Source organism: Nocardia sp. NBC_01009 (genome assembly GCF_045208035.1).
Lineage (GTDB): Bacteria > Actinomycetota > Actinomycetes > Mycobacteriales > Mycobacteriaceae > Nocardia.
Genome location: NZ_CP108695.1, coordinates 3,910,660 through 3,935,624, shown reverse-complemented (window position 1 = coordinate 3,935,624; position 24,965 = coordinate 3,910,660). Strand labels below are relative to the sequence as shown.

The window sequence follows — 24,965 nt, the reverse complement described above, 5'->3', positions numbered from 1 at the left end:
GCGACCGAACGCCCCGTCGAGATCATCAAACCCAGCCACGCAGGCGACGGTCGACACCTCCGTTGCCGGACACTGTGGATGGTGCGGTGTTCGTGATCAGCGGATGTTGCCGAGGGCGGCATCCACCTCAGTTGTATCGAGCGTGGTGTTCAGGCCCCACAACCCAGTTTGCTTGTCAGGCTGTCCACCAGGACTTGTTCGCCCTCCGGCGTGCGGCTACCTTCGGCAATGACCTTGGCGTAGCAGAGAGCGTCGAGGACCGCAGACTTGATCTGCTCATGGGTGAGGTAGACGTGCAGGTCGTGATCCCATTCGCCGCAGGCGGTGTCGGGTTCCGCTGCAGCCCAAGCGGTGAGGAACTGTTCGCGTTCGTCGGGGTGACAGCCCATCTTGTGCAGGTGAATAGCGACGTCGCAGAGCGGGTCGCCATAGATAGCGAGTTCCCAGTCCAGGAACACAGTCTCCCGGCGGCGGATGATCATGTTCTTGCGGTGCAGATCGTAAAGGCGGTCGCGGGCGAGGCGGGCGGTGGTGAGGATGTCCGGGTCGGGTTGCACCGGTGGCGGCTGTCAGGGGTTCCAGCCACATTGATTCATGCACTCGAAGTAGGCGTCGTCGGCGGCCTGGATCGCTTCTTCGGTCATCTGATGCTGCGCGGGAGCTGGCGCCGCAGCGTTGCCGACTATCTCCCAAGCTGCTGCGAGCGATGCCTGCACCCGCGAGTCGCTCGTTATTGGCCGCATTACTTCCCGGGTCTGCTTCAGGGCGTCACTTTCGGCGTTGCGGGTAGCCTCGAGAACCAGCTTGGGTAGCTGAGTTCCCGATTTGTACGCAGCGGCAGTGAAGTTGAGATCGCGGAGACGACCCGCGGAATCCACTGTCGCGGTAACTGATCCGTTCGCCGAGGATCCGCGCCCTCGAACCTGTTCCAGACTCGCGCGTGCGACCGCAGCCTTCTGCGCCATGTCGGCAACAGTCGCGTCGACGTCGGGGGGGATCGCTGCTCACAGCAGGTCAGCGAATTCAGCGACGATGTCGGGTTTGTTGCCGATGTCTCGCACCACATCGAGGGGGCTGCTCAACCCGAAGTAGCCCTTGATGGTTTCGCGGGTCGGGTCCGCGCCACGCTCACGGAGGAGTCGGATCGTCGCGGGTTGGTCACCGCGGGGGGGTCATGATCGCCCAGTAGATAGGTGGCATTCCCTTGTCGCTCCCCGACGCACCGGCGGTCCTCGCCTCGTTCACCAGCCAGCTACCCAACCAAGCCTGGCCGGTATTCACCCACATCGCTGCCGACGTCGACGAACACGCCATCGCCCGAGCTGCGGAGGCCTTGACCGAAGCGGGCATCAGCTACCGCCCGCGCACCCGAGACGAGATCACCACGATGCTCGCCCAGTTCCGGCTGGAAGAACCCGTCCTGGTCACCGCCGACCAGTGGCAGTCCAGCGCCGGCAACGAACACGGCCGGTTGTCCCCGGTATGGCCGACCCGGCAGGTGTGCTCCTACGCCACAATGGGACAGCTACGCCATCGGTGAGCTGAATACATCGTCGGGCCGAATCGGCACAGTGATCAGTCAGTCGATGAGGGACCCGGAACAGATCCGCGCCAGCTGACCAACACTCAGCTGGCGGGATCCGGTGTCGCTCAGGCCCTCGTTGCGGGCGTGACTGCCAGCAGACCTCGGCTGGCCCGGTTCCGTGCGAACCCAGTCAGCGCGGGTCTGCGCAATCTACAGCACAGACAACAGAAGTAGCAGTGCCGAGTCCGCCACACTCTCAGCATCAACGGCACTTACGGCACCGCATGCGAACACCGTGTTCCACTGAAGTGACGAATCAGCAACAGTGGTACAGGCGCCCAAGTAGCCCGTAGCGGATAACGAAACAGCAAACTCTGGAGGAGACACCTCCCACCGGCCATGATCATCAGGGTTGCGCCTTGTAGTCACGCTGATATGTACCACGTTTCCTGGACCACGACGCTCCGCCATTTTGACGGCGTTGGCGCTCCCATTCACAGATGGCGGCGAAATAAACTTCATCAACAGCAATGGGGTAACGTGGTCGCACCGATCTATTCTATCTCGCGAATAATGGTCGACCTCACGAACTCTCGACCAAAAATCTTCTTTTTTACCGCGACGAACCATTGCCGGAGTTAGGGTCGTATAAGCACCCAGAACCACTTCATCCCCATTAGCAGCCACAGCTTTCCGGGTATCATCGCCGACGCCGATACATATGCGTTCGGAACCCCTACCATCTTTAAGGTCACTGACAGCCCAGGCTAGCGCAACAGTGATGGCGGATCTCAATTCCACAGAGTGCGCATCACAGGCTGCCAACAAGTTCTGGAAGTCCACTCCGAATACAATACGTCCCACGATTCGAGTCGCCCCATCCTCAAGCGATACGCCCTCAGGTGCCATGAGTCGCATTGGACGTTGGGCTGAATGCCGTAACTGCTCCAACATCGAGAGAAACACACGACCAAGACCCGAAACACCGCGATGAGACCGGGGCAACGACTGGTCCGGCGCTAGCAGTACACGACCAGATTTTGTGGCAAGCGACAATTCCCGGTTCGCAACATCCGCTCGATCGTCCGAGAGCTTACATGCAATGTCGACAAGCTCTGATACGAGGCCAGTTGCAGACTCCGCATCGCCGATCACATGCGACAGCGTCAGGATAAGGACATGCGCCTCGGCAAGCGTACCGACGTTTTGTACGACGTCTGTGATCCTAGCTAGGCAGCCGCTACTTGAATCCAGCGCCGTTGAAAGCTCAGCTCCCTCGATCTCGTCCTTCCAAACCGCAACATCACTACCGGAATCGACATGCCTCACGTGAAGATTCGCAGACCGTGCCGCCACGAATGCCGGATCGGTGCCGTCAGGCCTTGCGTCGACACGCACGCGCAGAAGCGGATGCCGCCTATAGAGCACCTGCGCAGCCTGCTCCAAGACATCATGAGCAATATGACCTCGTATAGAAACCCAAGCGACAATATTGAGAGGCGAAACCTGGTCGAGGATCCAGTACCACCTCTCGGTGGGGCTAAGTGCTCGTCTCACCTCGGGACTGTCTACACTACTATGAGTTTCAGACAAATTCATGCGCGATTCCTTTCAAAAGAGGTTTCCAGCATTCATCACAAACCTAGTTCCAGACCGGGAAATCGAAAGTCATTGGTGCCATGTTCTGCTTTCGCACAACAGAATCAGGCATATAACGAAGCACCCCGTTCCGGAGAGCACAAAGCACTGGGTTCTCGATCTGCTCGATTCTGCTCACCTGCCGCGATGTCTCGACCAACATGCGAGTACGCTCCCGCCGAGATGTCTCGTAGGCTCGCAGAGCCACCTCGGCATCAGGGTGGCTAGCGATCGCCGATGCCAATACATACCCGTCTTCAATTGACGAGCCGCCGCCCTGCGCCAGACTCGCCAGCATCGGATGAGCCGCGTCGCCGACCAGCGTCACCGGGCCGTCACCCCAGTTCTCCAAGAATGACCGATCCCATGCAGGCACCGCCATGATCTCCGAAGTGGGCGTTGCCTCAATTACAGAAACAACTTCTTCTGCCCAGCCCCTAAACGATTCAAGCACGTCATTCTTGATGGAATCTTGAGTGGAGACATAATTGTTGCCGACATTCTTTGTCGCCCACCAATATGAATTACCGTTCCCAAGGTCCATCAGACCGAACCGCTGACCACGCCCCCAGTAATGACCCGCGTAACCCACAGGCAGATTGTCATGTGTGAAAGGAACTGTAGCCAGCCAGCATACATATCCGTGATTCACAGGTTCTTCCAGCCCAGCAATCTCACGCCGAACAGAAGAATGAATCCCATCGGCACCGACTAGTACATCGGCGATCACAGCAGAGCCGTTGCTAAATTCTGCTGAAATTCCTTCAGGGATCTGCCTATACCCTGCCAGCTTCGCACCGTAGTTGACCTTGCAATCCCCAAGAGATTCATAAAGCAGATCGGCAAGATCGCTCCTACGAATGGTGACGAGCGGTGCGCCGAGCTCTTCCGTCATCGAAGCCATCGGCACACGTCGGATAAGATCTCCACTTTGGGTCCGCAGCTCAAATCGATCGGTAATCTGGCCGACATTCGAGGATGCGAGGTCTATTCCCAACTTACGAAGAACCTTTGTCGCATTGCTTCCCACACCGAGGGCAGCCCCAGTTACTCGCCTACTTTCCGCAGCTTCGTAAACTTCCGCATCGATGCCGAAGTGGCGCAGAGCCGCTGCGGTCGTCAGACCTGCGAGGCCGGCACCGATGATAATTACCCGCATGTCACTATTTCCGTTCACGTTTCCTCGTTAAATGAGAGTCTGAGAAATGATCTCGTTGAGCTTAGACGCTAGATCGCGCACATGTGGTTCAGCCATCATAGAGATATGATCACCAGAGATATCAGTAATCGCGAGATTACCGGTTATCCATCGATCCCAACCATTCGTAGGGCTTTGGAACATGCTGCCCCCTTGCCGGTGCGCGATATCAACACCCCGCGGAAGAGGTTCTGTGCATCGCAATACCGTGAGGTTGCGATCCAAGGGCGCCAACCGGTAGTCAACGAGTGCCTCAAAATGAGCCTCGAACACCTCAAAGAGGCGCCGAATAAGACTCAGAGAACTGCCCGCAGGCACAATCCCTTCGGCAACCGCCTGCTGAAGGACATATTCAAACAGCTCGTCGACGTCATCGGTTTCTTCCGCAAACTGCATCAACCGATCTCCGTCACTGTTCGCGTACCACAGCAGCTCCAAGAAGAACCACACGACCCGATCCTTCTTCGAAATAAATACATCGACCGACTCGTCTCTTGCAATTGTATCCAGCATGACGAGATGCGACAATTCTGCCTCCGGCAATTGCCGCGCCATCTCAAAGGCCACGTAGCCGCCAAACGACCAGCCACCGATGCAGTAGGGGCCCTCCGGACGCACCTTGCGAATCGCTCGAAGGTACAGGTCTGCGAGCTCCGACATCGAACGTACCGGTTTACCTCCAGGCTCGGCCCCTGCAGCCTGCAGCGCATACACCGGCTGATCCTCAGGAAGGTTCTTTACCAATTCCAGATAGCACATGACATTGCCACCGATTGGGTGAACAAGAAAAAGAGGCGGCCGTGCTCCATGTTCGCGAAGCGGCACAATCGGGTCGTATTCACGATCAACTTTCCCGGAACGTACAATCGACGCAACGGACGTCACTGTGGGATCGGTCATAAACGCATCGAGCGGTATCTCAACACCCCATCTGCGCGCCACGGCCATAACCAGCCTCATCGCCCCCACCGACGAACCGCCCGCATCGAAGAAGCTCATTGATGCTGACAGCACAGTCGCGCCTGCGACCTCCAACATCAGATCAGCGACTTCTTGCTCATATTCGTCAACAAAGTCGATCCGCCCCGTGAGGCCAGGAGGAACGGCGATCAGGCTACGTTCACAAAGCGCCTTGTCATCACGTTTACCACTCGGTGTAAGAGGAAGTTCTACAACCCACTCGAATCGGCTCGGAATCATGTGGGCGGGGAGAACATTACCAAGCCTCGATCGCAGGGTGGCGGATTCAACCGCATCTTGGTTTCCTACCAGATAGGCGACTAGTGATGCATCGATATCGTCACCCTTGCGGGCGATAACGGCTGCGTCCTTAATTTCAAGGCCAAGGGCAAGGATGGCAACCTCGATCTCTGCGCACTCCACTCGATAACCGCGAACCTTGACCTGGCCATCTGCACGGCCCAGACAGATTAGGTCACCGCTAACCATCCGTACGCCGATATCGCCGGTGCGATATAGCCGCACGCCGTTTTGAGCATGTAGGAAGCGCTCGTTCGTCAGACCGTCACGACCCTCATATCCGATCGCGAGACCACGTCCACCGATGTAGATCTCACCCTTGCAATAGTCATCAAGCTCGTTCATTTCTTCGTCCATCACGAACACATGAGCGCCATCGATCGGCTGGCCGATCGGCACTAGGTCGGGATAGGCGGCAGGGTTACCGGCGAGTGTGTGGAACGTAGCGACGTGTGTCTCCGTCGGGCCGTACTGGTTCTCCAGGAGTAAATATTCTCCGCGAAGGCTGCAGAGTGCTCGAATTTCATCTGTGATTCGTAGCTGTTCGCCCGATGAGATGATGACTTTGAGGCTCGTCGGCTTCACGTCCAGCGAGATCGCAGCCTCCGCCAGAGATTGCAGAGCAACATACGGCATGAAAATGCGGCTCACATTGCCCTCAGCGATAGTACGAAGGAGCGCAGGCGGGTTCTTCCGATCAGCGTCTTGGATGAGTCGAAGCGTGCCGCCACCGCATAGCGTGGAGAAGATCTCCTGGAAGGAAACGTCGAAACTGAGAGGTGCAAACTGAAGCGTCGTCCCCCCTAGGTCGGAGCTTGCTGCCCCATTTTGCCATTCGATCAGATTGGCAAGCGCACGGTGGGGCATCGCAACGCCCTTCGGCTCCCCTGTCGAGCCTGACGTAAACAGGACATAGGCAACATCGTCCGGGGAGAGAGCCGGAGCCACCTGCTGCGCTTGCGACGTCACCTTCGCCACGAGGTCCGCAGGATCCATGAAGCGGTCCCACGTCAGCAGGCTGCGATACTTCTCAGGCGCAATGACAGCGAATGGGTTTGCGCGGTTTGCCATCATCGCCAGTCGAGACGATGGGTAGGTGACATCGAGTGGCACAACAGCTCCACCAGCCTGCATGACGCCAATCATCACCGCCAGCTGCTCAGGGCTGCGTTCCATCAACAGGCCGACCCGGTCCCCCTTCTGCAGCCCTGCACTAGTTAGGTTGGCCACGACCGAGTGCACCGTCTCGATGAGCCCGGCATAAGTCCATACGTAGCCGTCCGCGACCAGCGCAGCGGCATTCGGGTATTGACCTGCGGCGCGCGCCAGCAGATCGACAACGGTACAACCCGCGGCAGGTGCCCGGCCGGACGTCGGTTCATCGTGCGGATCGGCCGTCATAGTGGACAGCACGTCTAGGAAGATCTTGCCGAAACGAGCTCCCTGATCCTGGTCTAGCATCGCTCCGTCACCATTGATATGGACAACAAGCTTGCCAGTGCGGGGATCGGTCGCTGCCGTCACCAGCAGCGCAAAGTTAGTTTCCTCACGAGCTTCGAACTCCACAAGTTCCACGTCCTCGGCATCGATAATGGACGCGAACATGTGATAGTTGACGAAATTGAAGGCCGTATCAAATGCCTTCTGAACACCGATAGCATTCTGAATGTTCTTCAGCGGATATCTCCGGTGCTTGAACAGCGCTTGTTCCTCCCGATACACCGCTTCGACTGCCTCCGCCCATGTGGAAGCGTTGGCTCGATATCGGAACGGGAGAGTATTCAAGAATAGGCCGGCACATACCTCTGAACCAGCACGCTGTGGGCGAGCATGCGAGATCACACCCGTGGTGATATCACTCGCACCTGTCATCGCCCTAAGCGTCATGCAATGGGCAGTGAGAAGAACAGACTTGAGCGTGAACCGGTTGGAAGTGCAGAATTCGTCGATAGTCGCCTGAAGTCGATCAGATACCTCCAGGATCGTCCGCCAGGGCGCATCAGCACGACTCACGCGGTAGGCACGATAGGAGTCGATCGAACCTACCGAATCAGCTGACAGGCGTGCCTTCCAGAACTCCGCTTCCTCAACGGAACGCTCCGTGTCTCGCTCCGCCGCTGCGAATTCAGCAAGAACGGTTGAATCATGGATCTGATGCGCGTGATGCTCGACATCAATACCGACATCCGAGAGATATTCTTCAAGTACTTCTCGGATGATCGTTGCAACACTCCACCCGTCAAGTATTGCATGATGGAAACTGTAGACAAGGTCTACACCATCAGCTGACACATACGCCCGCATTTCATACAAAGCGGGATCCATGAAGCCGTAGTCGAACCGGCAGCGTCCACTGATGTAGTCCTCAATTTCTTCTCGCGCGCAAATTTCGCTATAGACAGCAGCGAACTTCGTCGGCACATCGACATGCACGATCTGAAGAGGTATCGAATAGTTCACCACGTCGAAGGATGTCCGCAGCGCGGGATGCCGGCGAATCGCTCGCTCGAACGCAGCTACAAATTTAGACTCGTCCCATGGCATCCTCAGGCTGTACCTGAATACATCCTTATACATTGCGGACGATTTACTTTCGAGGCTGTGATAGAGCATCCCGAGTTGTAGCGCCGTGGCCGGAAAAGCATCTTCACTGCGCGCCAATGCGGCACGGTCGATCAAGGAGATCGTCTCGAACTTCTCCGATATACCCAAACGAATATCGTTCTGAGCAGAAGCTATTGCCGACAAGCCTGCAATGGTCGGATTCGAGTAAAACTCATCTAGATCGAAGAAAATTCCCGCATTTTCAGCGTCGGTCCTGAAGGCGAGTACCGAAATCGAGTCGCCTCCAATCGCGAAGAACCTGTCATGAACACCGATTTCGGATGCACCGGTCAGCTTGGACCAAATATTCGCGACCTTGTGCTCGAACTCATTACGAGGAAGGACGCGATCAAGGTCGCGGATAGCCTCGATCTCCGGTGCAGGAAGGGCTCGACGGTCGATCTTTCCGCTCGAGGTCAGCGGAATACTGTCAAGCCGCAACAGATACCCGGGGACCATGTATCGGGGGAGCCTATCCCGCAGGAAGCTTGAAAGATCTTCCGAAGAAATTCCACTACCTACGTAGTAGCCGACCAGAACTTTTCCGCCATCGGGGCCAGGCCGATCTACAACCGCAGCTCCACTCACTCCAGGGCATTCAGCTATCTGGTTCTGAACCTCACCCAGCGTGATGCGATTCCCACGGATCTTCACCTGGTCATCGAAGCGACCCAGATACTCGATGTTCCCGTCAGCAAGCCACCTTGCGAGATCACCGGTACGGTACCTGCGACCACCTGGGTACCGATCATCCTCGACAAACGCTGACTCTGTCAGTTCGGGCCGATTCTTGTATCCGCGACCCACACCGATACCCGCAATATTCAGCTCGCCGGCGACACCGAGCGGACAACGGTCACCATCTTCATCAAGGATCGCCAAGACGATGTTCTCGATCGGTCGGCCGATCGGAATTACGTCCGACGTCGAGTTTTGCTCGCAGTCAAAGTACGAGACGTCGACCGTGGCTTCGGTCGGTCCATAGAGGTTAACCAGCTTGGGGCCCTCATTGCCGAAGCCAGAGAAGACAGAATGGAACTTCCGGACGAGCGCGGGCGAAAGGGCTTCACCGCTGCAGAAGACTAGTCGCAATGTTGCAACCTCTTCTTTTTCGCCGCGCTCGACCTCATCCAAGAATGGGCCAAGCATCGACGGAACAAAATGCGTGACTGTAACGCGATGCGAAGAGATAGCATTCACGATCTTACGAGGATCACGTTCGTCACCGTCACCCAGTAGCGCGACACTGGCTCCAACTCGCGCCCACCACATAAATTCCCACACAGAAACGTCAAAAGTGTAGGGAGTCTTCTGCAGGATGACGTCGGTCTCGTCCAAGGGATGCTGGTGCTGCATCCAGTCAATCCGGTTAACTACCGACAGATGTTCGATCATCACCCCCTTGGGCTTTCCAGTCGAACCTGACGTGTAGATCACATAAGCCAGTGAATCACCCGGCAGATCCAGATCCCCGGCATTGATCGCCCTGCTACTGAGCCCATCGATCGATTTCTCATCAGACTGCAAAGGTTCAACGATTTGAATGTCCAGCGAACTGGCCACATCACGCGTTCTATCGTCGCCAAGCACAATACGTGCCTCGCTATCCGAAAGAATTGTCTGCAGACGAGAGTCAGGGAACTTGGGGTCGATCGGAACATAAGCACCTCCGGCCCGCAATGTAGCCAGAATTGCGACAATCATGCCGACCGACCTAGGCAGTACGATCGCCACGCATTCTCCGGTATTGAGACCGGCGCTACGCAGCTCGGCAGCCAACGCCGCTATCTTGCGCTCAAGCGCACTGTACGTAATCGCTCGCGATGCGCCCTCGGAATCCGTGAAGGAAAGTGCGGTACGGTCGGGATCCACCGAAGCAAACGGCTGCAGAAGGTGATCCAAAGTCACAGGCGCACTCAGGTGAGTACTCAATCCCTGCTCGAACTCCGCAAGCTTCGCCACCGAACTGGACGAAAGCGTCTTCAGACCCCGTAGCGGTAGATCAGGGTTACTGATTCCCATTTCGACCATCGCCAGCACTTCTTCGAGGGCGGCCCCGAAGGTGTTTGCTTCGTCGAAAACATCATCCGCATAGAAGATGTCTACAGTCATGCGCCCTGTGCGCTCATGGTCGTGGATGATGATGTTCAGGGCGTCGAGAGTCGACCCCGATGAGATCAGCTCAGCGCTGCCAGCCATCCACTCCGCGTGATCGGTATCGGGTATCTGTGCGTATGTGTATGTGACATCGAAGAGGGTCGGAGGAATCCCATTTGTGTCCTGCAGGGCACGTGCGAGCTCGCCGTAGGAGAATCTCTCGTATTGCTGAAGTTCCTGGATATCCTCACTGATTCTGTCAACGAGCTGGATAAGAGTCAGGTCGTCGTCAAATCGGATAGGCAAAGGTAAGACGTTTACAAAGTGCCCAACCATTTGGAGGGAGTCCGATGACTGGCGATTGAGCAGCGGCACGCCCAACACGATCTCGGTAGTTCGATGAACGCGTCGGAGATACGTGGCCAAGACCGCCGCATTGAAGGCAAAGATGGACTTGCCGATCGATCGAAGCTTGTCAGCGTTCAATGATTCGATAGTTAGCTTCTTGTGCAGTCGACGGTGGCTCGGTGCGATCGAGTTTCTGGTAAAAAGTCCGGGCTCGCAGCCACTGAACTTTTCGACCAAGTAGTCGCGGTGGCTCTGCCATTCTGCCGAGTTGCGGTATTCGATATCAGCTGCCACAGCCTCGATGTAGCTGGGGTTTGACCGCGTACGTACTTCCAGCGAAGATTTGCCTACGCGCGTATAGTTCTGATAGACCTGCGCCAGTGCGAGGTTTACGCCGTAGCCATCAGCAATCGCATGATGGAAACGTCCATACAGCACGAACGATTCCGTTGATTCGATGATAATTGCCCATCGAATGAGACTGCCTTCAAGCGGCAGCGGCTCAGAAGACGTGGCTCGAATCCATTCCTCAGTTGCAGCCTCAGGGTTTGGGGCAGTCGTGAAGTCGATTACCTGAAGCTCCGTCGTCTCCGTTGAGACCCACTGACGGAGCTCGCCCTCAGAGAACTCGAATCGGAGTCGTAGCGCGTCGTTGCTACGCACTACTTCGTTGATACTCCGAGTCATCCATTCGACATCAATTCGCCCCTGGATACGAGCAAATGCGGCAACCTCGACCACTTGAAGATCCGAGTAGCGCATACCAACGGATGCGATATCCCTCTGATAAGCGGTAAGAGGGTGGTATCGACGCTCTGCAATTTGATCTTGTGCTCCCTCCTCCACCCTGGAGTCGACATCGCTCAACGTGGCATATTGGCGCGAACCGCCAAGCTTACTGATCAGCCCGCTGGCGCGGGCGATCAGTCCACTGACATCGCGATCAACGATATCTGTATTTTCGACGGCGCTAATGAGTGCATCGATCTGCTCTTTTAGCTCATCCATTCCGCTGTCGCCTGATAGGTGCATCTCATCCTGCAGGTGCCGCGCGAGCTCTTGCGGGGTTGAGTATTCATATATTACCGATAGCGGAATACGGACCCCTGTCTCCGCTCGGATAGCATTTCGGAATTCAAGCGAAGCCAGTGAACCAAACCCCATATCCTTGAACTCTTGATCATCGGGGATCGCATCTGCGTCATCATGCCCTAGCACGAATGCGGCGTGCTTCTTCGTTAGTTTCAACAGCTCTCGGATGCGGTCATCCGAACCCAGTTGCTTAAGCCGCTCGTGAAGGTCGATCTCCGCGATCGCAAATTGCTCAAATTCCGGAATTTTTGCATACAGTTGGCTGGGTTCATCTCTTGGCATCATTCCAAGCGCGGTTTTCCAGTCGATATCGGCAATCATGACGTCGGCGTCACTGCCAAAAGCAACCTGAGACATCAGGCTAGCTGACCTTTGTGGATCCATTTCTCGAATGCCACGCTTGGTCATTCCGTCCGAAACAGCCCCACCCATACCCTTGCCCGCCCATAGCCCCCACGAAATGGCCGTTGCCGGTAGGTTGTCGCTTCTCCTGTATGCGGCGAGCGCATTCAGGAAGTAGTTTCCTGGCGCATAGTTTCCTTGTCCAGCGCCCCCAAGGATTGCAGCTCCTGAAGAGAACAGGATAAAGGCATCCAGCTCGATATCGGACGTCAATTCATGGAGGTTCCACGCTCCGGCCATTTTTGCCCGGAGCGCCCTACCTATCTGAGGCTTTTCCAATTCCTGCAGCAAAGCATCATCGAGTGCGCCTGCGGTGTGGATGACCGCCCTTAGTGGCTGGTCCTGGGAGATGTCTGCCAAGACACGAGAAAGCGCTGTCTTATCGGCAACATCACAAGCCACGATGGTGACCGCAGCACCTAGGCTAGCCAGCTCCCGCTCCAGGACGTCGCAGTCCGCAGCGTCACGTCCCCGACGACTGATCAAGACCAGGTTGTCGGCTCCCTCGCCTGCCAGCCACTTCGCAACCTCTCGGCCGAGACCGCCAGTACCCCCTGTGACGAGGACGGTGCCGGACGGCCGCCACGGCGCGACGCTGTACTCGTCGACCTCCGTCGGTACGATACGGCAACCGTAAACACCCGACTCGCGGACAGCAAGTTCGTCCTCGCCGCGCCGAGTCAGGAACGCAGACACAAGGTGCTGTCCGGCCTCCTTACCCAGTCGTGGCGGCACGTCGATAAGACCACCCCACCGGTCGGCATGCTCCCACAGCACCACCCGGCCGAGCCCCCAGTACAGCGCCTGCCCCGGGTCAATCGGCAAATCATCATCTGCCACACTGACCGCTTCGTTCGTCAGGATCCAGAGCGGTGCACCAACTCCTTCGTCACCAAGCGCCTGAATGAGCGAAACTGTCGCAATAAGCCCCCGCGGAACGTCTCGATACTCATCGTCGGATTCTCTCAAGGACGACAACAGCGAGATCACACCGCTCAGTTCAGCCGATGTAGCAGTTCCTGTCTCGGCGATCAGTTTCCGAAGATCTACTCGGTCGATCTGATCCGGCATAATTTCGACCACGATGACGTGCGCGCCCAACGACATGAATGACTCGGTGATGGCCGTGGCCCATGCATCGCATGCGCTTGGCCGGATGATCATCCAGGTTCCGGTAAGGGCGGCGTGTTCGGAGTCGACTACGCGATCCCACGTGATCCGGTGCAACCACGAACCGTTAGTACTTAGTTGGCCGGCACTGCGCCATACGCGAAGCGCAGGAAGCAACTCCTCAAGTGAAGAATTCTCAGCTACACCAAGGGTTCGGGCGAATTCGCCAATGTCCTGGGATCCGACCGCTTCCCAGAATGCAATCTCCCTACCGGTTAGGGTCGGTCGCCCGCCGGTGCCGGTGAGGGTGTCGGTTTCGAGCCAGAACCGCTGCCTCTGGAAGGCATAGGTCGGCAAATCCACCCGACGCCCACCACGACCAGCCAGCACCGCCGACCAATCCACCACACCACCGGAAGCGAACACCCGTCCCAACGAGGACAAGAAATCGATCATGCCGCCCTGGTCGCGGCGCAAAGTACCGACGATCGCGGCTTCCTCACCACGCCCACCGGCATCCTCACACGTCTCCTGCAAACCGATGGTCAGCACCGGATGCGGGCTCACCTCGACAAACAGAGTGTGGCCGTCCTCGAGCAGCAAACGAGTCACCGACTCGAGGCGAACGGTTTCACGCAGGTTGGCATACCAGTAGCCGGCATCCAGACCACTGGTGTCGAGCTGAGCGGCAGTCACCGTGGAGTAGAACGGGATGCTCGACGACCGCGGCGCGATATCGGCGAGCTCACTCAGCAGGTCCTGCTGCAGCACCTCCACCATCGGCGAATGCGAGGCATAGTCCACCGCGACCCGGCGCACATGCACCCCGTCGCTTTCACACGCGGTCAGGAATTGCTCCAAAGCCCCGGCTTCACCGGAGACCACCACCGAGCTCGGACCGTTGACCGCGGCAATCCCCAGCCCCGGCCCGGCCACCGCCAGCCGCTCGGACACCGCCTCGACCGGCAGCGACACCGAAGCCATCCCGCCACCACCAGCCAACTGCTGAAGAACCAGACGACTACGACACACCACCACCCGCGCGGCATCTGGCAACGACAAACCACCAGCGACATAAGCCGCAGCGATCTCACCCTGCGAATGCCCAACTACCGCAGCGGGTTCCACACCCATCGACTGCCACAATCGAGCCAGCGACACCATCACCGCGAACAGCACCGGCTGAACCACATCCACCCGGTCCAGCGGCGGGGCACCCGCACCACCACGCAGCACATCCGACAACGACCAGTCCACCAGCGGCGCGAAAGCCTGCTCACACTCGTTCATCGCCTCGGCGAACACCGGCGCGGAATCGAGCAGTTCTCGTCCCATGCCCAGCCACTGAGCGCCCTGACCCGGGAACACGAACACCGTCTTCCCGACACCGGCCACACCCTCGACCACACCCGGCATCGGATCGACGCCACCGACCGCGGCCAAACCCGACACCAACGCGTCACGATCGCCACCGAACACCACCGCCCGATGCTCGAACCGCGACCGGGAATCCACCAACGACGACGCCACATCACAGACATCGACATCGGGATACCGCTCAGCAAATCCAGCCAACGCCCGAGCCTGACCAGCCAACGCCTCCCGGCTCCGCCCCGACAACACCCACGGCACCGGCCACGACGCAGCAACACCCACGGCCGGCATCCCTGCTTCATCCGGTGATACCGGCGCCGCGTCGGCCGGCGCGGTCGTCTCGGCCGCTGGCGCCTGTTCGAGGATCACGTGCGCGTTGGTGCCACTGACACCGAACCCCGACACCGCCGCACGACGAGGCCGATCGGACCCGGGCCACGGCGTCGGCTCGGTCACCAACTCGACGGCACCCGCGGCCCAATCCACATGCGGTGTCGGCTCATCGACATGCAGCGTCGCTGGCACCACCGCGTGCCGCATCGCCATCACCATTTTGATCACACCGGCCACACCCGCGGCGGCCTGCGTGTGACCGATATTCGACTTCAACGAGCCCAACAGCAGCGGCCGGCCCTCACGCCGGTCCTGGCCATAGGTCGCCAGCAGCGCCTGTGCCTCGATCGGATCACCCAACGTGGTACCCGTGCCATGGGCTTCCACCACATCCACATCCGCCGCCGACACCCGCGCGTTCGCCAGCGCCTGACGAATCACCCGCTGCTGCGACGGACCATTCGGCGCGGTCAAACCATTGGACGCACCATCCTGATTGACCGCCGAACCACGCACCACCGCCAACACCTCGTGCCCACGACGGATCGCGTCGGACAAACGCTCCACCACCAGCACACCGACACCCTCACCCCAGCCGGTGCCATCCGCGGCCGCGGCGAAAGACTTACACCGGCCATCCGCCGAAAGCCCCCGCTGACGAGAGAACTCCACGAAGATCGTCGGAGTCGACATCACCGTCACACCACCCACCAGCGCCAGCCCGCACTCCCCCGCACGCACCGCGGCCACCGCCTGATGCAACGCCACCAACGACGACGAACACGCGGTATCCACCGACACCGCAGGCCCCTCCAAACCCAACACATACGACACACGGCCCGAGGCGACACTCGCCGCGCCACCGGTCAACCGATAACCCTCCAGGTCATCGTTATCACCCCAGCCATACAGGTCTGTCATGATGCCGGTGAACACACCGGTGTTGGTGCCGCGCAACGCTTTCGGGTCGATCCCCGCCCGCTCGATCGCCTCCCACGACACCTCCAGCAGCATCCGCTGCTGCGGATCCATCGCCAGCGCCTCACGCGGACTGATCCCGAAGAACCCCGCATCGAACTCCGACGCCTCGTAGAGGAACCCGCCCTCACGCGTATACGACTTACCCTTGGCCTCGGGATCGGGGTCGAACAACCCCTCCACATCCCAGCCACGATCCGCCGGGAACTCACCGATCACATCCCGCGACCCGGCAACCAACTCCCACAAATCCTCCGGAGAACCCACACCCCCCGGAAAACGACACGCCATACCCACAATCGCCACCGGCTCAGAAGCGGCGCTTTCCACCTCTTGAATCCGGGTTCGCGCATCCTGAAGGTCTTCGGCAGCTCGCTTCAGATACGACAGGAGTTTCTCTTCGTTAGACATTTCTTCCTTATGTAAACCGTGCTCAAATGAGCTATATGACGCATTCACTGCGGGACGTTCCAGAGGCTAATTTGACGCTCCGGGAAATCATTCACGCGATCAAGATCGCCCGGAAAGACTCCCCGAAGCCCGGTCAAACCGTCTTATCGAAGAAGGCAAAGAGATCTTCAGCAGTCGCACCGGTGAAATCCACCTGCTCCTGAACCGGGACGCTCTTGCGTTGGCTCGCCTTCTTTAGGAGATCTTCCAATTGCAGAACTATTTCATCCTTCGTCGTTTCATCAAAACCGTCAGAATCGAGCAATTCACCAATTTGATGCAGGTCGAGTGCATCTCTGCTATCCGCACCAGAGCTGACGACAGCGAGCGTTCTGAACAGGTAATTCGATAGTGTTTCGATGGTGGGGTAGTCGAATACGAGTGTGGGGGCCAGCCGGGAGCCGATCACGTTGCTCAGCCTGTTGCGGAATTCGACGGCGGTGAGGGAGTCGAAGCCGAGGTCGCGGAAGTTCTGATCGGTGTCGATGGTGTTGGTGTCGTTGTGTCCGAGGACTGCGGCGACCTGCTGACGGACCACCTCGATGATCAGCTGCTGCTGTTCGGCCTCGGGCAGTCCTGCCAAACGCTGTGTCAGTCCTGAGGCCGAGGTTTCGGTGGCGCGTGTTGCGCGTCGGGATCCGCGGATGATCAAGTTCTGCAGGAGTGCGGGGACGAAGCCCGACCCGGCCTGGTCACGGGCCGCGGCCAGGTCCAACCGTGCGGTCAGGGTGTTGACACCGCCCTCGATCAGGGCGTGGTCGAACAGTTCGAATGCTTCCTCGGCTGGCATCGGGACGAACCCTCCCCGGCTCAACCGCGCGGCATCGGTGTCATCCAAGTGGCCGGTCATGCCACTGGACTGTGCCCACAATCCCCAGGCCAGGGACTGCGCGTGCAGCCCGGCGTGGCGGCGATGAACAGCCAGGGCATCGAGGAAGGCGTTGGCCGCTGCGTAGTTGCTCTGTCCGGGGGTGCCGAACACACCAGCCGCTGAGGAGAACATCACGAACGCCGACACCACACGGTTACGGCTGGCCTCGTGCAGATGCAGCGCGGCATCGACCTTCGGAGTCAGCACCGTGTCCAGTCGCTGCTGGGTCATCGACCCGATGACCCCGTCATCGAGCACGCCGGCAGCATGGATCACCGCCAACGGCTCATCGGCTGCGATACCCGCCAGCACCTGCTCGACCGCTGCGCGGTCGGCCATGTCGGCGACCACCACCTCTACCCGTGCACCCAGTCCCGACAACTCGGTCACCAGCTCATGCGCGCCCGGAGCCTCAAGGCCCCGTCGGCTGGTCAACACCAGATGCCGCGCACCGTGTTCGACCACGACATGACGAGCCAACATCGCGCCCAGCGTTCCGGTGCCACCGGTGATCAGCACCGTTGCTGCATCCGACAACCCCGGCACCGCAGGTTCGGGCACCGCTGCCGCAATCCGTGCGAGCCGGCCGACATGCACTGTTCCCGCACGCACTACCACCTGCGGTTCGCCCGAGGCCAGCACCATCGCGGCATCGACTTGGTCATCGACATCGGCCAGCACGATCCGACCCGGATCTTCTGCCTGCGCAGAACGCACCAGACCCCACACCGCGGCACCGGCCAGCGACGTGATGTCCTCGCCATCGACAGCGACTGCACCGCGGGTGCGTATCAGCAAGGTCGACGACGCATAGCGCGGATCCGAAAGCCACTGCTGCACAACTGTCAACACCTCACCGACCACACCGTGAACCGCGTCCACGGTGTTGCCGTCACCGCAGTCGAACACGACCACGTCCGGGACAGTCTGCTCCGGATCCAGATCCGTGAACACGCCGGTCGACACGCTCACCGGCTCCACCGGCATCGCCGACCATTCGACCCGGAACAACCCGTCACGGACCGCTCCCGCAGCCGACAACTCCTGCAGCGATACCGGGCGCATCATCAGCGACTCGGCCGACAACACCGGCCGTCCCACGGTATCGACGACCTCCACCGACACGGTGTCCGAGCCGACCGCAGCGATCCGGGCCCGCACAGACCCGACACCACTCTGCTGCAACGACACACCACTCCAGGAGAAAGGCAACACCATGCCCTGCGCGAACCCACCCATGAACACCGAATGCAACACCACATCCAACAGGGCGGGATGGATCCCGAACCGATCAGCACCGGCCCCGGTATCGGTGAGCTCGGGCAGGACCGCTTCGACGAAGACCTCCTCACCACGACGCCATGCCGACCGCAGTCCCTGGAAGACCGGCCCATAGCCATAACCCATATCGGACAAGCGGTCGTACATGCCATCGAAATCGATGGTGGTCGCGTCGGCCGGCGGCCACTGCACCAGCGACTCCGGCACCGCTGCCACCGAGGACAAACTGCCCTGGGCATGCACGACCCGCTGCGCGCCCTCGCCCTCACCGCGGGAGGTGATCGAGATCGCGTGCGACCCGTCCGCATCAGCGGCCGACACCCGCACCTGCAGCGACACCGCCCCGTGCTCGGGCAACACCAGCGGCGAGACCAGCGTCAACTCACGCACCCCACCACAACCGACCTCGTCAGCGGCCCGCAACGCCAACTCGACGAACCCCGTACCCGGCAACAACACCACACCGGCCACCGCATGATCGGCCAGCCACGGATGAGTCCGCAACGACAACCGGCCCGTGAACACCCAACCCTCGTCCTCGGGCAACTCGACCACCGCACCCAACAACGGATGCTCGGCATCTTCCAAACCGAAACTGGTCACATCACCGGTGAGGGTGTCGGTTTCGAGCCAGAACCGCTGCCTCTGGAAGGCATAGGTCGGCAAATCCACCCGACGCCCACCACGACCAGCCAGCACCGCCGACCAATCCACCACACCACCGGAAGCGAACACCCGTCCCAACGAGGACAAGAAATCGATCATGCCGCCCTGGTCGCGGCGCAAAGTACCGACGATCGCGGCTTCCTCACCACGCCCACCGGCATCCTCACACGTCTCCTGCAAACCGATGGTCAGCACCGGATGCGGGCTCACCTCGACAAACAGAGTGTGGCCGTCCTCGAGCAGCAAACGAGTCACCGACTCGAGGCGAACGGTTTCACGCAGGTTGGCATACCAGTAGCCGGCATCCAGACCACTGGTGTCGAGCTGAGCGGCAGTCACCGTGGAGTAGAACGGGATGCTCGACGACCGCGGCGCGATATCGGCGAGCTCACTCAGCAGGTCCTGCTGCAGCACCTCCACCATCGGCGAATGCGAGGCATAGTCCACCGCGACCCGGCGCACATGCACCCCGTCGCTTTCACACGCGGTCAGGAATTGCTCCAAAGCCCCGGCTTCACCGGAGACCACCACCGAGCTCGGACCGTTGACCGCGGCAATCCCCAGCCCCGGCCCGGCCACCGCCAGCCGCTCGGACACCGCCTCGACCGGCAGCGACACCGAAGCCATCCCGCCACCACCAGCCAACTGCTGAAGAACCAGACGACTACGACACACCACCACCCGCGCGGCATCTGGCAACGACAAACCACCAGCGACATAAGCCGCAGCGATCTCACCCTGCGAATGCCCAACTACCGCAGCGGGTTCCACACCCATCGACTGCCACAATCGAGCCAGCGACACCATCACCGCGAACAGCACCGGCTGAACCACATCCACCCGGTCCAGCGGCGGGGCACCCGCACCACCACGCAGCACATCCGACAACGACCAGTCCACCAGCGGCGCGAAAGCCTGCTCACACTCGTTCATCGCCTCGGCGAACACCGGCGCGGAATCGAGCAGTTCTCGTCCCATGCCCAGCCACTGAGCGCCCTGACCCGGGAACACGAACACCGTCTTCCCGACACCGGCCACACCCTCGACCACACCCGGCATCGGATCGACGCCACCGACCGCGGCCAAACCCGACACCAACGCGTCACGATCGCCACCGAACACCACCGCCCGATGCTCGAACCGCGACCGGGAATCCACCAACGACGACGCCACATCACAGACATCGACATCGGGATACCGCTCAGCAAATCCAGCCAACGCCCGAGCCTGACCAGCCAACGCCTCCCGGCTCCGCCCCGACAACACCCACGGCACCGGCCACGGCTGTTGATCTTCGTGGTTGGACATTGCTGCCGCTGCTGCTTCATCCCCCTCCGATGACAGCGGAGGAGTGATCGGTGCCTCCTCTAGTAGCACGTGCGCATTCGTTCCGCTCATGCCGAATCCCGACACGGCCGCGCGGCGCGGATGTTCCGATTGCGGCCAGGGCCGCTGCTCGGTCAGCAGCTCCACCTCACCGGCCGACCAATCCACATGCGGTGTCGGCTCATCGACATGCAGCGTCGCTGGCAACACCCCGTGCCGCATCGCCATCACCATTTTGATCACACTCGCCACACCCGCGGCCGCCAAGGTGTGACCGATGTTGGACTTCAACGAGCCCAGCCACAACGGCTCACCCTCACGCCGGTCCTGGCCATAGGTCGCCAGCAGCGCCTGTGCCTCGATCGGATCACCCAACGTGGTACCCGTGCCATGGGCTTCCACCACATCCACATCCGCCGCCGACACCCGCGCGTTCGCCAGCGCCTGACGAATCACCCGCTGCTGCGACGGACCATTCGGCGCCGAAAGCCCGTTGGAGGCACCATCCTGATTGACCGCCGAACCACGCACCACCGCCAACACCTCGTGCCCACGACGGATCGCGTCGGACAAACGCTCCACCACCAGCACACCGACACCCTCACCCCAGCCGGTGCCATCCGCGGCCGCGGCGAAAGACTTACACCGGCCATCCGGAGCCAGGGCTCGTTGACGCGAAAACTCGATGAATGCGGATGGTGTCGACATGACCGCGACACCACCGGCCAGCGCCAGCCCGCACTCCCCCGCACGCACCGCGGCCACCGCCTGATGCAACGCCACCAACGACGACGAACACGCGGTATCCATCGACACCGCAGGCCCCTCCAAACCCAGCACATACGACACACGGCCCGAGGCGACACTTGCGGCGCTACCAGTCATCAGGTAGCCCTCAAGTTCACTATTGCCGCGCAAGCCGTAATCACTGGAAATGACGCCGGTGAACACACCGGTGTTGGTGCCGCGCAACGCTTTCGGGTCGATCCCCGCCCGCTCGATCGCCTCCCACGACACCTCCAGCAGCATCCGCTGCTGCGGATCCATCGCCAGCGCCTCACGCGGACTGATCCCGAAGAACCCCGCATCGAACTCCGACGCCTCGTAGAGGAACCCGCCCTCACGCGTATACGACTTACCCTTGGCCTCGGGATCGGGATCGAACAACCCCTCCACATCCCAGCCACGATCCGCCGGGAACTCACCGATCACATCCCGCGACCCGGCAACCAACTCCCACAAATCCTCCGGAGAACCCACACCCCCCGGAAAACGACACGCCATACCCACAATCGCCACAGGCTCGTCCACACCGACCACAGCCGAAACGACCTCGTCGACCTCACCACCGGACACCAGCTCACGCAGATATTCAGCCAGAGCCGCAGGAGTCGGATAATCAAAGACCGACGTGGCCGGCAACATGATGCCGGTGACGACCTTGAGCCGATTTCGTATCTCGACTGCGGTGAGGGAGTCGAAACCAAGGTCGCGGAAGTTCTGATCGGTGTCGATGGTGTTGGTGCCACGGTGTCCGAGGACCGCGGTGACCTGCTGGCGGATCACGTCGATGATCAGCTGCCGTTGTTCGGCCTCGGGCAGCCCGGCCAAACGGTGCGCCAGCACTGACGCCGAGGCCTCGGGAGTACGCGCCACGCTCAGGGAGCCCGAGGTGATGAGGGTGTCGGTTTCGAGCCAGAACCGCTGCCTCTGGAAGGCATAGGTCGGCAAATCCACCCGACGCCCACCACGACCAGCCAGCACCGCCGACCAATCCACCACACCACCGGAAACCTCGACCTCGGCGAGGGCGGTGATGATCGCCGTCGACTCGACATATCCCTTCTTCAGGGCAGAGACCATGGCAAACTCGGTCGAGCCTGCCGACTGTTCGATCAAACTCGTCAGCCCACCAGCTGGGCCCAGTTCGACGAACCGGGTGACACCCAGCTCGCTCAGACGCTGGATCCCATCAGCGAAACGGACCGCATCACGCACATGGTCGATCCAATGCTCCGCCGAACCGAGCCGTTCATCGGCGAGCTCGCCGGTAAGGGTGGACACGATCGGAATGCGCGGCTCGGCATAAGACACACTGTGAGCCACAGCGGCGAAATCATCCAGCATCGGCGTCATCAGCGGCGAATGGAAGGCGTGTGAAACCGTCAGTTGTTTGGTGCGACGTCCCTGCTCCCGAAGTCCTCGCGCGATCTCGAGCACCGCCGCCTCCGCGCCGGACACCACGACCGAATCGGGGCCGTTGACCGCGGCCACACCAACGCCGTCGACCAGCAGTGCCAAGACCTCGGCCTCGCTGGCCTGCACGGCCACCATGGCCCCGCCTGCCGGCAGGGCATCCATCAAGCTGCCCCGGGCAGCCACCAACGTCGCTGCATCTTCTAGGGACAACACACCCGAAACATGCGCCGCTGCCAGTTCCCCGATCGAATGCCCCGCAACAAAGTCCGGATGCACTCCCCAGCTCGCCAGCAGACGGAACAGAGCCACTTCTACCGCGAACAACCCTGCCTGCGTGAAAACGGTCCTGTTCAGCAGTGCCTCGTCATCACCCCACAAGACCTCCCGCAACGAACGTCCCAACCGCTGGTCCAAGGCGGCGAGAACCGAGTCCAGCTCCGCGGCGAAGACCGGGAAGGTCTCATACAGTTCTCGTCCCATGCCCAGCCACTGAGCGCCCTGACCCGGGAACACGAACACCGTCTTCCCGACACCGGCCACACCCTCGACCACACCCGGCATCGGATCGACGCCACCGACCGCGGCCAAACCCGACACCAACGCGTCACGATCGCCACCGAACACCACCGCCCGATGCTCGAACCGCGACCGGGAATCCACCAACGACGACGCCACATCACAGACATCGACATCGGGATACCGCTCAGCAAATCCAGCCAACGCCCGAGCCTGACCAGCCAACGCCTCCCGGCTCCGCCCCGACAACACCCACGGCACCGGCCACGACGCAGCAACGCTCTGGGCGCCACTTCCCATCGAGATTTGTGAAAGCGTTTCCGCAGTTTCATCCGGCGCTTGCTCTAGAACAACATGAGCGTTTGTGCCACTAGCTCCAAAGCTCGACACCGCCGCACGACGAGGCCGATCGGACCCGGGCCACGGCGTCGGCTCGGTCACCAACTCGACGGCACCCGCGGCCCAATCCACATGCGGTGTCGGCTCATCGACATGCAGCGTCGCTGGCACCACCGCGTGCCGCATCGCCATCACCATTTTGATCACACCGGCCACACCCGCGGCGGCCTGCGTGTGACCGATATTCGACTTCAACGAGCCCAACAGCAGCGGCCGGCCCTCACGCCGGTCCTGGCCATAGGTCGCCAGCAGCGCCTGTGCCTCGATCGGATCACCCAACGTGGTACCCGTGCCATGGGCTTCCACCACATCCACATCCGCCGCCGACACCCGCGCGTTCGCCAGCGCCTGACGAATCACCCGCTGCTGCGACGGACCATTCGGCGCCGAAAGCCCGTTGGACGCACCATCCTGATTGACCGCCGAACCACGCACCACCGCCAACACCTCGTGCCCACGACGGATCGCGTCGGAAAGCCGTTCGACGAGGAGGACACCGACACCCTCACCCCAGCTGGTGCCATCCGCGGCCGCGGCGAAAGACTTACACCGGCCATCCGCCGAAAGCCCCCGCTGACGAGAGAACTCCACGAACATTAGCGGAGTCGACATCACCGTCACACCACCCACCAGCGCCAGCCCGCACTCCCCCGCACGCACCGCGGCCACCGCCTGATGCAACGCCACCAACGACGACGAACACGCGGTATCCACCGACACCGCAGGCCCCTCCAAACCCAACACATACGACACACGGCCCGAAGCGACACTCGCGGATCCGCCTCCCAGACGGAACCCTTCGAGCTCGGTGTCGCCGTTGTGGAGCGGATAGTCGCCGGAAATGATGCCGGTGAAAACACCGGTGTTGGTGCCGCGCAACGCTTTCAGGTCGATCCCCGCCCGCTCGATCGCCTCCCACGACACCTCCAGCAGCATCCGCTGCTGCGGATCCATCGCCAGCGCCTCACGCGGACTGATCCCGAAGAACCCCGCATCGAACTCCGACGCCTCGTAGAGGAACCCGCCCTCACGCGTATACGACTTACCCTTGGCCTCGGGATCGGGATCGAACAACCCCTCCACATCCCAGCCACGATCCGCCGGGAACTCACCGATCACATCCCGCGACCCGGCAACCAACTCCCACAAATCCTCCGGAGAACCCACACCCCCCGGAAAACGACACGCCATACCCACAATCGCCACCGGAGTGTGCATAGCATCTTCGGCCTCCGTTAGCCGACGGCGCGTCGCCTTCAAGTCGAGCGTGACTTTCTTCAGGTATGTGCGGAGCTTTT

At 60.5% G+C, this 24,965-nt stretch carries 6 protein-coding genes and 1 pseudogene; 1 reads left to right on the top strand and 6 read right to left on the bottom strand.

Features of this window, described 5'->3' with window-relative positions; all coding sequences use genetic code 11:
* Window positions 1–149: 149 nt before the first annotated feature.
* A complete protein-coding gene (locus OHA42_RS17540) occupies window positions 150–557 on the bottom strand; it encodes a phosphotransferase family protein (protein WP_406238400.1) in 408 nt (135 codons plus the stop codon).
* Window positions 558–569: 12 nt separating this feature from the next.
* Window positions 570–965: a YbaB/EbfC family nucleoid-associated protein gene (locus OHA42_RS17535; RefSeq protein WP_406238398.1), complete on the bottom strand. Its 396-nt coding sequence runs from the start codon at window positions 963–965 to the stop codon at window positions 570–572.
* Window positions 966–1,204: 239 nt separating this feature from the next.
* Between OHA42_RS17535 and OHA42_RS17530 the strand changes: the two genes are divergently transcribed.
* The gene (locus tag OHA42_RS17530) at window positions 1,205–1,540 is read left to right on the top strand and encodes an SAM-dependent methyltransferase (protein WP_406238396.1); all 336 of its coding nucleotides are present in this window, start codon (window positions 1,205–1,207) and stop codon (window positions 1,538–1,540) included.
* A gap of 195 nt (window positions 1,541–1,735) precedes the next feature.
* Here OHA42_RS17530 and OHA42_RS17525 read toward each other — a convergent pair whose 3' ends face one another.
* The 4 genes and pseudogenes from OHA42_RS17525 to OHA42_RS17510 form a co-directional block, all read right to left on the bottom strand.
* A complete protein-coding gene (locus OHA42_RS17525; RefSeq protein ID WP_406238394.1) occupies window positions 1,736–3,124 on the bottom strand; it encodes a hypothetical protein in 1,389 nt (462 codons plus the stop codon).
* A 43-nt stretch (window positions 3,125–3,167) separates the two neighbouring features.
* Window positions 3,168–4,340, bottom strand: a complete 1,173-nt coding sequence (locus tag OHA42_RS17520; protein WP_406238392.1) for an FAD-dependent monooxygenase — start codon at window positions 4,338–4,340, stop codon at window positions 3,168–3,170.
* 9 nt (window positions 4,341–4,349) lie between these two features.
* The gene (locus tag OHA42_RS17515; protein ID WP_406238390.1) at window positions 4,350–16,370 is read right to left on the bottom strand and encodes a type I polyketide synthase; all 12,021 of its coding nucleotides are present in this window, start codon (window positions 16,368–16,370) and stop codon (window positions 4,350–4,352) included.
* A 133-nt stretch (window positions 16,371–16,503) separates the two neighbouring features.
* Window positions 16,504–24,960: pseudogene (locus OHA42_RS17510) on the bottom strand (SDR family NAD(P)-dependent oxidoreductase); the annotation flags it as partial.
* Between the last annotated feature and the right edge of the window lie 5 nt (window positions 24,961–24,965).

What these genes read in the sequence shown, in the direction of transcription:
- OHA42_RS17535 (WP_406238398.1), bottom strand. Translation starts at nt 965, where the DNA reads ATGGCGCAGAAGGCTGCGGTCGCACGCGCGAGTCTGGAACAGGTTCGA.
- OHA42_RS17525 (WP_406238394.1), bottom strand. Translation starts at nt 3,124, where the DNA reads ATGAATTTGTCTGAAACTCATAGTAGTGTAGACAGTCCCGAGGTGAGA.
- OHA42_RS17515 (WP_406238390.1), bottom strand. Translation starts at nt 16,370, where the DNA reads ATGTCTAACGAAGAGAAACTCCTGTCGTATCTGAAGCGAGCTGCCGAA.